The organism is Pandoraea iniqua (assembly GCF_902459685.1).
GTDB classification, from domain to species: domain Bacteria; phylum Pseudomonadota; class Gammaproteobacteria; order Burkholderiales; family Burkholderiaceae; genus Pandoraea; species Pandoraea iniqua.
In genome coordinates, this window is the sequence record NZ_CABPSF010000008.1 from 79,635 (window position 1) to 92,883 (window position 13,249).

14 protein-coding genes are annotated in these 13,249 nt (G+C 62.3%); 6 read left to right on the forward strand and 8 right to left on the reverse strand.

From position 1 onward, the window contains the following. Window positions 1–9 precede the first annotated feature (9 nt). A complete protein-coding gene (mtgA, locus tag PIN31009_RS22810) occupies window positions 10–753 on the forward strand; it encodes a monofunctional biosynthetic peptidoglycan transglycosylase (protein ID WP_058376147.1) in 744 nt (247 codons plus the stop codon). 36 nt (window positions 754–789) lie between these two features. Here the strand turns inward: mtgA and PIN31009_RS22815 are convergent, their stop codons facing one another. Further along, the gene (locus PIN31009_RS22815; protein ID WP_150791662.1) at window positions 790–1,644 is read right to left on the reverse strand and encodes a mechanosensitive ion channel family protein; all 855 of its coding nucleotides are present in this window, start codon (window positions 1,642–1,644) and stop codon (window positions 790–792) included. Window positions 1,645–1,923: 279 nt separating this feature from the next. On the opposite strand from PIN31009_RS22815, the gene corA reads away from it, so the two are divergent. Next, window positions 1,924–2,886: a magnesium/cobalt transporter CorA gene (corA, locus tag PIN31009_RS22820; protein WP_150686187.1), complete on the forward strand. Its 963-nt coding sequence runs from the start codon at window positions 1,924–1,926 to the stop codon at window positions 2,884–2,886. Window positions 2,887–2,949: 63 nt separating this feature from the next. After that, window positions 2,950–3,762, forward strand: coding sequence for an orotidine-5'-phosphate decarboxylase (gene pyrF, locus PIN31009_RS22825; protein ID WP_150686188.1), 813 nt, complete (start codon window positions 2,950–2,952; stop codon window positions 3,760–3,762). Between the two features lie 205 nt (window positions 3,763–3,967). On the opposite strand, the gene PIN31009_RS22830 is transcribed toward pyrF, so the two are convergent. From PIN31009_RS22830 to thiL, 3 genes are all read right to left on the reverse strand, one after another. Next, window positions 3,968–4,471, reverse strand: a complete 504-nt coding sequence (locus tag PIN31009_RS22830) for a CinA family protein (RefSeq protein WP_058376143.1) — start codon at window positions 4,469–4,471, stop codon at window positions 3,968–3,970. Between the two features lie 68 nt (window positions 4,472–4,539). Next, a complete protein-coding gene (locus tag PIN31009_RS22835) occupies window positions 4,540–5,061 on the reverse strand; it encodes a phosphatidylglycerophosphatase A family protein (protein ID WP_150686189.1) in 522 nt (173 codons plus the stop codon). After that, window positions 5,058–6,059, reverse strand: a complete 1,002-nt coding sequence (gene thiL, locus PIN31009_RS22840; protein ID WP_150791751.1) for a thiamine-phosphate kinase — start codon at window positions 6,057–6,059, stop codon at window positions 5,058–5,060. The genes PIN31009_RS22835 and thiL overlap by 4 nt, the downstream gene beginning before the upstream one ends. Before the next feature lie 371 nt (window positions 6,060–6,430). On the opposite strand from thiL, the gene PIN31009_RS22845 reads away from it, so the two are divergent. The 3 genes from PIN31009_RS22845 (at window position 6,431) to PIN31009_RS22855 (ending at window position 9,981) form a co-directional block, all read left to right on the forward strand. Next, on the forward strand, window positions 6,431–8,734 hold the full coding sequence (locus PIN31009_RS22845) for an NADP-dependent malic enzyme (protein WP_150791663.1): 2,304 nt from the start codon (window positions 6,431–6,433) through the stop codon (window positions 8,732–8,734). 295 nt (window positions 8,735–9,029) lie between these two features. Further along, window positions 9,030–9,425, forward strand: a complete 396-nt coding sequence (locus PIN31009_RS22850; protein WP_150791752.1) for a guanyl-specific ribonuclease — start codon at window positions 9,030–9,032, stop codon at window positions 9,423–9,425. Between the two features lie 7 nt (window positions 9,426–9,432). Continuing rightward, a complete protein-coding gene (locus PIN31009_RS22855) occupies window positions 9,433–9,981 on the forward strand; it encodes a barstar family protein (RefSeq protein WP_058376139.1) in 549 nt (182 codons plus the stop codon). Window positions 9,982–10,136: 155 nt separating this feature from the next. On the opposite strand, the gene PIN31009_RS22860 is transcribed toward PIN31009_RS22855, so the two are convergent. The 4 genes from PIN31009_RS22860 to PIN31009_RS22875 form a co-directional block, all read right to left on the reverse strand. Continuing rightward, on the reverse strand, window positions 10,137–10,778 hold the full coding sequence (locus tag PIN31009_RS22860; RefSeq protein WP_150791664.1) for a YidB family protein: 642 nt from the start codon (window positions 10,776–10,778) through the stop codon (window positions 10,137–10,139). A gap of 62 nt (window positions 10,779–10,840) precedes the next feature. Beyond that, the gene (locus PIN31009_RS22865) at window positions 10,841–11,578 is read right to left on the reverse strand and encodes a 16S rRNA (uracil(1498)-N(3))-methyltransferase (RefSeq protein ID WP_150791665.1); all 738 of its coding nucleotides are present in this window, start codon (window positions 11,576–11,578) and stop codon (window positions 10,841–10,843) included. A gap of 113 nt (window positions 11,579–11,691) precedes the next feature. Further along, window positions 11,692–12,120 (reverse strand): VOC family protein, encoded by a 429-nt coding sequence (locus PIN31009_RS22870; RefSeq protein WP_150686192.1) that lies wholly within the window; start codon window positions 12,118–12,120, stop codon window positions 11,692–11,694. A gap of 113 nt (window positions 12,121–12,233) precedes the next feature. Next, window positions 12,234–13,175, reverse strand: a complete 942-nt coding sequence (locus PIN31009_RS22875; RefSeq protein WP_150791666.1) for a spermine/spermidine synthase domain-containing protein — start codon at window positions 13,173–13,175, stop codon at window positions 12,234–12,236. Between the last annotated feature and the right edge of the window lie 74 nt (window positions 13,176–13,249).

Below are 13,249 nucleotides of genomic sequence, written 5' to 3' on the forward strand. Positions count from 1 at the left end.
GCGCGTCCGATGAGCGCCGTCCAACGCCGTGCCCCACGCAGTGCCCGCAAACGTCGGTGGGGGCCATGGCAATGGACCGCCTACTTCGTGACGTTGCTCGTGGTGGGCATACTCGCCACGCAGCTCTATTACTTCCTGCAAATCGGCTGGTGGGTGCGCTTTAATCCGCAATCGACGGCGTTCATGCGTGCGGCGGAGCAGCGTTTGCGCGAGACCGATTCGAACGCGACGCTCAAGCATCAGTGGGTGCCGTACGACCAGATATCGCGCAATCTGAAGCGCGCGATCATCGCCAGCGAGGATGCCAACTTCGTCAATCACGACGGTTACGAGATCGACGCGATGCTCGGTGCGTGGGAGAAGAATCAGAAGAAGGGGCACATCGTCGCCGGCGGCTCCACGATCTCGCAGCAACTCGCCAAGAACCTGTTTCTCTCGAGTGAGAAGAGCTATCTGCGCAAGGCGGAGGAGTTCAGCATCACGTGGATGCTCGAATTCTGGATGGACAAGCAGCGCATCTACGAGATCTATCTGAACTCGGTGGAGTGGGGCGAAGGGGTGTTCGGTGCCGAAGCGGCGGCGCGCTATTACTACGGTGTGCCGGCGTCGAAGCTGTCACCGTGGCAGGCGGCGCGGTTGGCCGTCATGCTGCCGCGGCCGCGCTATTTCGACACGCACCGCAACTCGCCGTATCTTGCCCAACGCGCGGGCGTGATTGCGCGGCGCATGGGGGCTGCGGAATTGCCGCAGTAGCGGCAATTCCGGTGATGCCGGCAGGCCGCGATTCTCTTAGCGCGGCATGTCCGCCGGGATCTGCACGACAGTGCGGGTCGGGTACGGCAGCGAGCAGCCCGCGCCTTCGACCGTTTCCTTCACGCCGCGCTGAAGATCCCAGTAAAGCCCCCAGTAATTGGAGAGCAGCGACCAGACACGCACGTTCACGATCACCGAACTGTCGCTCACTTGCTTGACCATGATTTCCGGTGCCGGTTTATCGATCACGCGATCATCCTGCACCACGCGTTCGCGCAGGGCGTTCATGGCGGCATCGAGATCGTCGTCGAGCGCAATGCCGACGGTGATTTCCATGCGGCGCGTGGCATTACGGCTGTAGTTCGTCACCGGTTGGCCCCAGATCTGGCTATTCGGCACGCAGACGTAAATGCCGTCGGCATTGGTGAGCGTCGTGGTGAACAGGCCAATCTCTTCGACGGTGCCGGCCACCGCGCTGCCCGCTGTGATGTAGTCGCCAATGCGAAATGGCCGCAGGAGCAGCAGCATCGTGCCCGCCGCAATGTTCTGCAAAGTGCCTTGCAACGCCAGACCGATGGCGAGACCCGCCGCACCGAGTACCGCGATGATGCTGGCCGTTTGCACGCCGAACTGTGCCAGTACGGCGATGACGGTAATGATGCGTACCGACCATTGCACGATCGACGCGAGCAGCGGCTTGAGCGTGGCGTCGAAATTCGGCGAACGTCCCAGCGTCCTGCGCACGAAATTGCCCAGCCGTGCCGCGATCCAGAAGCCGATCAGCAGAATCAGCACGGCCTGTATGAACGACAGGCCGTAGTTCACCGCGTTGGCGGTGAGAAACCCCATCACGGCATCGAACGACGCCAAGGGTGTGGTCACTTCTGTCATCTCTTCAACTCCCTGTCAGCAGACGTCTCGGAAACGTCGATATCAAAATTGACGCAAAGTGCGTTGATTGGTTCTTCAAGTGTGCCGAGGCTGGCGACGAATGGAAGCGATCTGGCCGACTTTGAGAATCGTCCTACACGGAAATACGGCGTCCGCTGACGCTGGCGGCACGGCGGCGGCGCTATCGTCACGCGCGTCCTGAGCCGTTGGGTGCCGCCCTTGGCGTGCCTGTCGCGTGCCTGTACACTTGGCGTCGCCGCGTAGCAGGGAGAATTCCGTTTGATCAATGCCTTCGTCATCCATAATGGCCGCCTGCAACAGGTGACCTGCGACCATCCGAGCGATCTGGCGAGTGTCTCGCCGGTCTGGGTCGATTTGCACAGTGAGTCGGAGGAAGAGCGCCGCTGGGTCGAAGAGGCCTATGGCGTGAAGTTGCCCACGCGCGACGAACTCACCGATATCGAGGCGTCGGCGCGATATTACGAAGACGATGGCGGCGTGTTGCACGTGCGCACCGATTTTCTGCTCGACGAAGAAGAGCAGTCGCGCAACGTGCCGGTCGCGTTCGTTGTGCTCAAAGACCTGCTGATTTCCATCCACGACGAAGACCTGCCGGTATTCCGGCTGGTGCGCATGCGCGCGCGTATCCGGCCCGGTTCGGTGCGCGACGCCATGGACGTGCTGCTCGATCTGTATTCGACCGATGCCGAGTATTCGGCCGACTCGCTCGAAGGCGTGTACGCGGCGCTTGAAGAGGTGAGCCGGCGCGTGCTGGGCAAGAACCTGACCGACGCGGATGCGGCCAAGGCGCTCGAGAGCATTGCGGCCGAGGAAGATCTGAACGGGCGTATCCGGCGCAACGTGATGGACACGCGGCGGGCGGTGTCGTTTTTGATGCGCACGCGCATGCTCAAGGACGAGCAGTATCAGGAAGGCAAGCAGATCCTGCGTGACATCGAGTCGCTCGACAACCACACGGCGTATCTGTTCGACAAGATCAACTTCCTGATGGACGCCACCATCGGTTTCATCAACATCAATCAGAACAAGATCATCAAGATCTTCTCGGTGGCCGCGGTGGCGTTCCTGCCGCCGACGCTCATCGCGAGTATCTACGGCATGAACTTCCAGATGATGCCGGAACTGCAATGGGAGGCGGGGTATCCGTTCGCGGTCGGCCTGATGATCCTGTCGGCGATCGCGCCGTTCCTGTATTTCCGTCACCGCGGCTGGCTCGACTGAGGGGGAAGGGTGCCGAGCAGGTAAAATAGCGGCCTCGAATCGGAACACCGCCGGAAAACCGTCATGACATTCACGCAAGCCCTCAGCTCAGCCTGGACCCGCAACAACTCGCTGTTGTGCGTCGGCCTCGATCCCGAACCGTCGCGTATCCCGGCCCATTTGCAGGGGCGCCCGGACGCCATCTTTGAATTCTGCCGCCAGATCGTCGATGCCACGGCACCGTACGCGTGCGCGTTCAAGCCACAGATTGCCTACTTCGCAGCGCATCGCGCCGAAGAGCAGCTTGAGCGCCTGATCGCTCACATTCACGCCGATCATCCGGGCCTGCCCGTGATTCTCGATGCCAAGCGCGGCGACATTGGCAGCACCGCCGAGCAGTACGCCCGCGAAGCATTCGAGCGCTATCGCGCCGATGCCGTGACCGTGAACCCGTACATGGGTTTCGATTCGCTGGAGCCGTATCTGGCGCACACCGACAAGGGCGTGATCGTGCTGTGCCGCACGTCGAACCCGGGGGGCAGCGATCTTCAGTTTCTCGATGTCGACGGCAAGCCGCTGTATCAGACGGTTGCCCGTCTGGCCGCTGGCCCGTGGAACACGAGCGGGCAGATCGGTCTGGTGGTGGGTGCCACGTTCCCGGCCGAAATCGCTACGGTGCGCGGCATCGTCGGCGACATGCCGTTGCTGATTCCCGGTGTCGGAGCGCAGGGCGGCGATGTGGAAGCGACGGTCAAGGCCGGCCGCACGGCCAATGGCACGGGCATGATGGTCAACTCGTCGCGCGCCATTATTTACGCCGGACGCGATGAGCAGTTTGCTGCCGCTGCCGCCGTCGCTGCGGAGAAGACGCGCGACAGCATCAACGCGTATCGGTAATCCCGGCAGACACCCGTGATGCGGCGGAGGCCGTCGCACGGGGGCTGCGACTGCGGTACTGCGTCAGCGCCAGTACCACGATAAAAAACAGCGCCTGCGAATCGAAAAATCGCAAGGCGCTGTTTTTTTATGTCTTTCGGGCTTCGCCGTTGGGGCGGGCCGATGTTGTGTCGATGTTGACCCGAGAGCGTGCCGGCGCCGTGATTTACGACTCGGCGGTGTCGAGCAATTCGATCACGCCGCGCAACGCGTGTTGTGCCGCCTGACTGCGCACTTGTGTGCGGTCGCCCTTGAAGTGTTTCGTTTCGACAATCGTCTTCACGCGATTGCTCCATCCGAAGCACACCATGCCGACCGGCTTGTCGGGCGTGCCGCCACCGGGGCCGGCAACACCGGTGATCGACAGCGAAATCTGCGCGCGGCTGTTGAACAACGCCCCTTCGGCCATGGCGCGTGCCACGGGTTCGCTCACCGCACCGTGTTTCTCGATCAGTTCGGCAGGCACGCCGATCATTTCGGTCTTGGCCTGATTCGAGTAAGTGACAAAGCCACGTTCAAACCAGTTGCTGCTGCCCGAAATATCCGTGATCGCGGCGGCCACGAGCCCGCCGGTGCACGACTCCGCGGTGGTCAGCATCAGACGCTCGTCACGCAGACGATTGCCGACTTTTACCGACAGTTGGGCCAGAAGAGCTTGTTGGGAAACCACGGGACGACGCCTTCAAAAGTGTATGTGCGGGGTGCTGCGGCCGACCGGACCATCCATTCGTTCGCCATTCAGATCGAGCGCCACAGTGCAATGACCAGCAGCGTGCAGAATGCGGCGACGAGATCGTCGAGCATGATGCCGAGGCCACCTTTCACGGTGCGGTCGAAGTAACGGATCGGCGGCGGCTTCACCGCATCGAAGAAGCGGAACAGGATGAACGCCACCAATTGACCGACGAAGCTCGTGGGTGTGATGAGCAGCAGCACGATCCAGAACGCCACAATCTCGTCCCACACCACGGCGCTCGGGTCCTGCGTGCCGAGCTTGCGGGCCGTAAAGCCGCAGATCCAGATGCCGCCGATGACCGCAACGGCAATCAGCGTCGCCCAGCCGGTGACCGTCAGATACAGATTCAGTACGAGATACGAAGCCCAGCCGAAGAGCGTGCCGACCGTTCCCGGTGCCAGGGACGACAGTCCCGTGCCGAAGCCGAGGGAAAACAGGTGGGCGGGGTGCGACAGCAGGAAACGCGTGTTCGGCCGGCGCGGGCCGCTGCCCGGATTGAGGGCGGCCGTTTGGTCAGTACTCATTGGAAATGGTCGAAACTTTTGAAGTCGGCAGCGACAGGCGCCCCCGTATCATCGTGTAATTGCAGTGGGGTCTGACGTGCATCAGGAAGCGCTATTGTACCGATACGCGTCACGCGCAGGCCGAGTTCGTTGCCGATGGCGGTAATTCGGTCGCGTTGCGCGCTGTCGGCGCAGAAGCACAGCTGGTAATCGTCACCACCGGCCAATGTGCAAAGTCGCTGGATCGCCTGCGATTGTGCGGCGAGTTCGGGCGAGCGCGGCAACGCATCGACGTTGAGCCGAGCCCCCACCCCCGAGCGCTTGAGAATATGACCGAGATCGCCGAGCAGGCCATCGGACACGTCGAGCGCCGCACGCGCCACGCCGCGAAGCGCCATGCCGAGCGCAATCTGCGGTTCGGGCCAGTCCATCGCACGGCGCACCCGATCGACGCTGGCATCGTCCAACGTCCATTCACCGCGCAATACGCCGAGTGCCAGCCGTGCATCCCCCAACGTGCCGGAAACCCAGATATCGTCGCCGGGCTGTGCCGCGTCGCGTCGCAGCGCATGTGCGCCCGGCACCGCGCCGAAAACAGTCACACAAAGGTTGCGGGGGCCGCGCGTGGTGTCGCCGCCGATCAACGGGCAATCATAGCGATCGGCCAGCGCGGCCAGTCCTGCCGCGAAGGGCCCGAGCCACGCCGGGTCACTGTCGGGCAAGGCGAGCGCGAGCGTAAAACCGAGCGGTTTGGCACCCATCGCCGCGAGGTCCGACAAGTTCACGGCCAGCGTCTTGTGACCCAGCGCGCGAGGATCCACGTCAGGGAAGAAATGACGCCCTTCAACCAGCATGTCCGTCGAGATCGCAAGCTGTTCGCCCGTTGGCGGGCGCAGCAAGGCGCAGTCGTCGCCGATGCCGAGCGTCACTTGATCCCCCTGACGCGTCGCTCCGGCGAAGAAGCGATCGATCAGCGAGAACTCGGACAAAGGTAAGGGCGTTGACGTAGGCATGGTCATGGGTGACGAAGTGTCGGCGTTGCGGGCAATGACGTGGCGCGTCATGCGAAGTCGGCAGGCCTTTGGCGAAAAGACGACGGCAACCTATTTTACGAGCGCCCCCGGGTTTTCCCAATGCCCTTGTGGCGTGCTTGTACGATTTCGGCACGCGGCTTAGTCATGTCTCGGACTGCACCTTACCGAAATTTCATCCCTGGTCCGAAAATCGCGAATATGGTGCGATGCAGCGTTGAATTCTCGCGGAATTATCGCGACGATGCTCAGATCGAAGGTGCAGCCCTTATCCGCTTTTTGCATAAATGGCGTGAATAAATAGGGCTACAATTCGCATAGAAAATTTGAGCCATTCTGTCCGTTAAGAGCTTCCCCTCATGCCCACGCCGATCGATCCGAAACTGCGCGAAGCTGCGCTCGAGTATCACGAATTCCCCACCCCCGGCAAAATTGCCATCGCCCCGACCAAGCAGTTACTGAACCAGCGCGATCTGGCGCTGGCGTACTCGCCGGGCGTTGCCGCCGCGTGTGAAGAAATCGTCATCGACCCGCTCAACGCCTCGCGCTACACCGCGCGCGGCAATCTGGTCGGCGTGATCTCGAACGGCACGGCCGTGCTGGGTCTCGGCGATATCGGCCCGCTCGCTTCCAAGCCGGTGATGGAAGGTAAGGGCGTGCTGTTCAAGAAGTTCGCCAATATCGACGTGTTCGATATCGAAATCGACGAGAAGGACCCCGAAAAGCTCGTCGACATCATCGCGGCGCTCGAACCGACGTTCGGCGCGATCAACCTTGAAGACATCAAGGCGCCCGAGTGCTTCATCGTCGAGCGCAAGCTGCGCGAGCGCATGAAGATTCCGGTCTTCCACGACGATCAGCACGGCACCGCCATCGTGGTGGCAGCGGCGCTCATCAACGGCCTGAAGGTGGTCGGCAAGGATCTGACGTCGGTCAAGGTGGTGACCTCCGGCGCCGGTGCCGCAGCACTCGCCTGTCTCGACCTCATCGTGGACATGGGCCTGCCCATCGAGAACATTTGGGTGACGGATCTGGCCGGTGTGGTGTATGAAGGCCGTACCGAACTGATGGACCCCGAGAAGATTCGCTTCGCGCAGAAGACCGACGCGCGCGGGCTTGCCGAGGTGATCGGCGGTGCCGACGTGTTCCTCGGCCTGTCGGCTGCGGGCGTGCTCAAGCCGGAAATGGTCAAGACCATGGCCGACAAGCCGCTGATTTTCGCGCTGGCCAACCCGAATCCGGAAATCACGCCGGAACTCGCGAAGGAAGTGCGTCCGGATTGCGTGATGGCCACGGGCCGCACCGACTATCCGAATCAGGTCAACAACGTGCTGTGCTTCCCGTTCATCTTCCGTGGCGCACTCGACGTGGGTGCCACGACGATTACGCGCTCGATGGAAATCGCCGCCGTGAACGCGCTGGCAGAACTGGCACGTCAGGAGCAGAGCGACATCGTCGCCTCGGCCTACGGCATCAAGAACCTGTCGTTCGGCCCTGAATATCTGATTCCGAAGCCGTTCGATCCGCGCTTGCTGGTCAAGGTCGCTACTGCCGTGGCCGAAGCCGCGATGGCGGCTGGTGTCGCAACGCGTCCGCTCGCCGACGTCGACGCCTACGAGCAATCGTTGCAGCAATTCGTGTATCACAGCGGCGGTCTGATGAAGCCGCTGTTTTCGGTGGCGCGCAGTGTGCCGGCCGACAAGAAGCGCATCGCATTTGCCGAAGGGGAAGAAGAGCGCGTGCTGCGCGCGGTCCAGATTCTCGTGGATGAGCGCGTTGCCACGCCGATTCTGGTCGGTCGTCCGGCCGTCATCGAACATCGTATTCAGCAGTACGGTCTGCGTCTGACCGCCGGCGTCGACTTCACGGTCGTCAACCCGGAGCACGACGAGCGCTACCGCGACTACTGGGAGACGTATCACCAGTTGACCAACCGCAAGGGCGTGACGGCATCGTACGCACGTGTGGAAATGCGCCGCCGGACCACGCTCATCGCCGCCATGCTGGTGCGCAAGGGTGAAGCCGATGGCCTGATCTGCGGAACCGTGTCGACCCCGGGCCGTCACCTCCACTTTATCGATCGTGTGATCGGCAAGCGCGAAGGCGGTCATGTGTACGGCGCGATGAACGCGCTGATTCTGCCGAATCGTCAGATTTTCCTGGTCGATACGCACATCAATCAGGATCCGAGCGCGGAAGAACTCGCCGAAATCACGCTGATGGCCGCGGAAGAGATCCGCCGCTTCGGCATTCAGCCGAAGGTTGCACTGCTGTCGCACTCGAACTTCGGGACGAGCGACGCAGGTTGCGCCCGCAAGATGCGCGAAACGCTGGCGATTCTGCAAGAACGTGCACCTGAGCTGGAAGTGGACGGCGAAATGCATGGCGATTGCGCCCTCGACCCGGAGCTGCGTGCGCGCATCATGCCGGAGTCGACGCTGACCGGTGCAGCCAACCTGCTGGTCATGCCGAACATCGACGCGGCGAACATTGCCTACAACCTGCTCAAGACGGCCGCAGGCAACAACGTGGCGATCGGGCCGATCTTGCTGGGGGCGGCCAAGCCGGTGCACATCCTCACGGAATCGGCGACGGTGCGACGCATCATCAACATGGTCGCGTTGGTAGTGGCCGATGCGGCAGCGCAACAAGAAACGCGCTGACCGATCAGGGCCGATGGGCGGTTCGCCGCCGTTCGGCCCACATTAGCCACAAAACGCCGCACCTTTCCGGGGCGGCGTTTTGTCATTTTAGCGACGCATTTTTCGTATCGTATATCGATATGTGTGCACTCACTTCCATGAAAAACTCTTTGTTTTCATGAATTTGTTGAGTGAATTAGTTGCCAAATGTAAGCCGACATTGATTCCGGGGAGTAATAGCGATACCCTTACGGCTTCACCCACCAGAACGGGCCCGCAGCGCAAAACCGCGCAGGCCGACAACCTAGCTATGACAATGGCACGTTGGCTTCACTGGAGCATCGTGGCGCTGACGGCGGCTGGGAGTGTTTTTCTGGGGGCGAATGCCGTGGCGCGCGAAACCGCGCCATATGTCACGGATCAAACGGCGGCGGTATCCGCCACCGAGTTGCCCCGCGAAGCGCAGCGCACGCTGTCGCTGATTGCGCAGGGTGGGCCGTTCCCCTATGCCAAAGATGGCATTGTGTTTGGGAACTACGAAAAGCGCCTGCCCAAAATGCCGCGCGGCTATTACCATGAATATACGGTGCCGACTCCCGGTGCCCGCAATAGAGGTGCCAGGCGCATCATCTGTGGCGGTGATCAACGTGCAGTCGATCCTTGTTACTACACCCAAGATCACTACAACAGCTTTAGACGCATAAGGGAATGACAGCAGTATGAGTGAGCCGGTTTTCGCACAAGAACGCGGGAAAGATCTTATGGCAGATCCATTCGGTGCGGGCGAGGGCAACTTGTTCAAGCAGGTGCTGGGCCTGCATGCTGTCGCGCGGGCTGGCCGCCGCCATGCCTTATCGGAAGAGGGAGATATGAGTCTTTTCAAGACCGTCAGGCCGAATATTGTGCAGTCGATCCGCGCCTTCCGTGTGCCGGAGCTGGCTGACGAGGCCGAGCGACTGGGGCAGCACTTCCTGTATGCCAACTGCGCACAAGCGCAGAGCAAGGCCGAAGTGCTTGAAACGATCGCTACGTCCTTCCAGCTCCCGAAGCATTTCGGCAAGAATTTTGACGCCTTACACGATTGCCTGACCGATCTCGTCAGCCGCAGCGGCGCACAGCCGGGCTTCGTGGTCGTGCTCGAAGGGCTGCCGGTGGCGACGAAGTTCGACAAAGATGCGCGCGAAACGCTGCTGGATGTGTTCCGTGACGCCGCCGAGTTTTGGGGTGAGCGGCGCGTGAGCTTCCGCGTGTTCTACTCGTTCGCGTAAGCATCGGGTGCTGATTTGGCGTGAACGTCACTGAATATCGCCAAATCGACTGATTCAGCGTTCGTCGTGCTGCAAAGAAAAAGGTCCGCAATCGCGGACCTTTTTTCATTTTCCGGGCAGATGTCGGCCCGTCACGCTTTCACCGGGTCAGCCGCTCAGGACGTGTGTCCGGCCAGAAACTTCTGGGCGAGGCCTGCCAGATCGAACTGACCCTGTGGGACATCGCCGTTCGGCGTGAGGTGATTGACGACTTCCGGCAGAATTGACGACAGTTGCTGCGCGGCTTCGTCCGTGCTGACCCCCGCCGTGTTGGCCAACTGCTGAAGCTGGCCGCCCGGGCCGAGCGCCTGCGCCACCTGATCGGGGGAAACCGGTTGGTTGCCGCCGGTGCCGACCCACGACTTCAAGGCGTCACCGAGTCCACCGTTTTCCAGCACCTGCGTGAGGCCGCCAAGACCGCCGAGTGCACCGATCAGATCGGTCGGCGAGGTTGCCGGTGCCCCGGCACCGCCGGGCTGGGGTGCCTGCGCACCGCCGAGTAAGCCACCGAGCAAACCGCCAAGGCCGCCCGCCGCGCCGCCCGCTGCGGCACCGCCGCCGAGCATGCCGCCCAGCGCGCCGCCGAGTGAGCCCAGCAGGCCGCCGCCACCGCCATCCTGTCCTTCTGTTTTGCCCGTATGACTGGCGATCATCGCCAGCAGGCCCATCAGCAGCAACATGCGCGTATTGCCACCACCGCTGTTACCGCCTGCGGGGTTACCGGCCGCGCCGCCGAGAATGGAATCGAGAATACCCATGACGATCTCTCCTTGAGGCCTGCTAGGCCGTTACTCATGACGGAGTTACCCAACACAAAGCCTTACCAACCCCCCCAGCGTGCGGCAAGCGCCGCAAGGACTGCAATACCCGCTGTCTCCGTGCGAAGAATCCGATCCCCGAGGCGAATGGCCTCAAAGCCGGTGTCGCGCGCGAGGGCTTCTTCTTGAGGTGTGAGCCCGCCTTCCGGGCCGAAGAGCAACACGCCGGGCTGCGCCGGTGCCTGCGGCAATAGCGAATCAAAGCCGCTGTCCGCTCTAGGTGACAATAGCACACGCCATGTGTAACTCGTAATCGCGTCCCGATCGCGTAACCATGCCGCAATTGGCCGGATCGGCAAGATCTGCGGCACGCGATTTCGACCGCATTGCTCGCATGCCGCTTGTGCCAATGCCTGCCAATGGGCGCCCCGTTTGGCGGCCCGTTCGCTGTCGAGCCGAATCACCGAGCGCTCCGTCGCGAGCGGTTGAATGTCGGTCACCCCCAGCTCGATGGCCTTTTCGATCAGCCAGTCCATCTTGTCGCCCCCGGCAATGCCCTGTGCCAGTGTCACGCGATAGGGCGTCTCGGCCTCGCGGGGATCGTGTTCGCCCAATTGCACCATGGCATGCCGCTTTTCCAGACTCGTCAGCTCGGCTGGATACTCCCCGCCGGTGCCGTTGAACAGCGTGAGCGTGTCGCCCGCTTTAAGACGCAATACCTGAACATGACGCACGACCGCGTCGGGAAGGTCGAGCAGGGCGCCGGTGTGCAGTGGCGCATCAACGAAGAAGCGGGGCATACGTAATGGAAAGGGGCCGGATCAGGCGACAAAATGGGCGGCACCGGTGCTATCGAAGCAACATCAGCAACCGGTCGGGGGCTGAAGCATACCGCAAGGGGGCGCGCAGGGACTTAACGGCAGGCGCGGGGTGCGACGGGGCGTGCGAAGCCCCAGCGATAGCCGTCGATATCTTCAAGCTGGCAGAATCGGTCACCCCAGAACTGGTCCTCGGGCGGCATCAGGCCCTTGGCGCCGGCTGCGGTCGCGCGCGCGTAGAGCGCGTCGACATCCTCCGTGAAAACGTAGAAGCTCTGCGGGGCTTCGACGCCCGAGGTTCGCGGCGAACGGGCGGCGCTGGCAAATGCCCCTTCGGGGGCGAACATCAGGATCAATTCGCCCTGATAGAACATTTCGACGTGCATCACGGCGCCATCGTCGTCCATCGTGTTGTGCACGGTAAAGCCAAACGCCTGCTCATAGAACGTGGCGGAAGCTCGCGCGTCGCGCACGGTCAGATAGGGCGTCAACCAAGGCACATGTGACGGGCGGGGATCGGACATGACTTTCCTCCGTTGTTGCTGCCGGGCAGTCGTAAGACCCGGCCCTCAGGCCCGGCGTTCGATACGAGCATCCAATATACAAGGAACGCGCACGATCTTCACCCCGCGGTGTGTCATCTCGTGCCAATCGGCGCATCGGCGGCGTCGAGCGTGTCGATCAGTTCGGGGGGAATGTCGAAAAGCGCTGCATGGCGCGACACGGCGTAGTGCCGAAGACTGCGAAGCTGGTCGGGTGAGACCCGTTGGGCGGCGGCTTGCAACGAGTTGGTGTCGGTGCCGCGCACGTCGAGCGCATCGCTGGCGATGGCCAGTGCCCACAGCGAGCCGTACAGGGGCACGTAGGCGGTCATCGGCTGCACGTGCGCAAATACCGAGCGCAGCGCCGCGAGCACACGTTGCACCTGCGCCGGCTCGAACCACGGCGCACCCAGTTGCACTGCGATGCCGCCATGGGGTGACAGAAGTGACCGGACTTTCGCAAAGAACGCCGCGTCGTGGAGCGGGGCGGCCGCACCGTCGGCTTCGGTGAGGTCGAAGATCACGGCGTCGAAACGGTCGCCGTGCGAGCGTGCGGCGTCCACGTAATCGCGTGCGTCGCCGATAACGAGCGTCGTGCGCCGGTCGTCGAACGCGCCACCGGCGAGCGATGGCATGTGCCGCAAAATCGTCGCGGGGACTTGGGCGTCCAGTTCGGCAATGACGACTTCGCTTACGCTCGCGTGACGCAAAGCCTCGCGTGCGGAGCCGCCATCACCGCCACCGATCACGAGCACGCGTTTCGCGTCGCCGTGTGCGAGCAGTAGCGGATGGACCATGCACTCGTGGCAAATATGAGCGTCTGCGAGACCGGCCATGAACCGCCCGTCGAGCCGATAAGCGCGTCCGAGCGGCCCGAAGGCCGGCAGATCGACGATTTCGATGTGCTGATAAGGCGACACCGCCGTCGCGACCGTGCGGCCGGCGAGCGCGTAGGTCGCCCAGGGGCCGAGCGGGGCGGAAAACGGCTTGAGTGCGGCATCGGAATCGTCCGCAGTGACGTCGCTTATGACGGGCATTGTTGTGACAACTTCCTCTAAATTGCGGCGATTGCGCCACTTTTTGGCATCATTCCACGTTCTCGCCATTTGGG

What these genes read in the sequence shown, in the direction of transcription:
- mtgA (WP_058376147.1), top strand. Translation starts at nt 10, where the DNA reads ATGAGCGCCGTCCAACGCCGTGCCCCACGCAGTGCCCGCAAACGTCGG.
- PIN31009_RS22815 (WP_150791662.1), bottom strand. Translation starts at nt 1,644, where the DNA reads ATGACAGAAGTGACCACACCCTTGGCGTCGTTCGATGCCGTGATGGGG.
- pyrF (WP_150686188.1), top strand. Translation starts at nt 2,950, where the DNA reads ATGACATTCACGCAAGCCCTCAGCTCAGCCTGGACCCGCAACAACTCG.
- PIN31009_RS22835 (WP_150686189.1), bottom strand. Translation starts at nt 5,061, where the DNA reads ATGAGTACTGACCAAACGGCCGCCCTCAATCCGGGCAGCGGCCCGCGC.
- thiL (WP_150791751.1), bottom strand. Translation starts at nt 6,059, where the DNA reads ATGACCATGCCTACGTCAACGCCCTTACCTTTGTCCGAGTTCTCGCTG.
- PIN31009_RS22845 (WP_150791663.1), top strand. Translation starts at nt 6,431, where the DNA reads ATGCCCACGCCGATCGATCCGAAACTGCGCGAAGCTGCGCTCGAGTAT.
- PIN31009_RS22850 (WP_150791752.1), top strand. Translation starts at nt 9,030, where the DNA reads ATGGCACGTTGGCTTCACTGGAGCATCGTGGCGCTGACGGCGGCTGGG.
- PIN31009_RS22855 (WP_058376139.1), top strand. Translation starts at nt 9,433, where the DNA reads ATGAGTGAGCCGGTTTTCGCACAAGAACGCGGGAAAGATCTTATGGCA.
- PIN31009_RS22860 (WP_150791664.1), bottom strand. Translation starts at nt 10,778, where the DNA reads ATGGGTATTCTCGATTCCATTCTCGGCGGCGCGGCCGGTAACCCCGCA.
- PIN31009_RS22865 (WP_150791665.1), bottom strand. Translation starts at nt 11,578, where the DNA reads ATGCCCCGCTTCTTCGTTGATGCGCCACTGCACACCGGCGCCCTGCTC.
- PIN31009_RS22870 (WP_150686192.1), bottom strand. Translation starts at nt 12,120, where the DNA reads ATGTCCGATCCCCGCCCGTCACATGTGCCTTGGTTGACGCCCTATCTG.
- PIN31009_RS22875 (WP_150791666.1), bottom strand. Translation starts at nt 13,175, where the DNA reads ATGCCCGTCATAAGCGACGTCACTGCGGACGATTCCGATGCCGCACTC.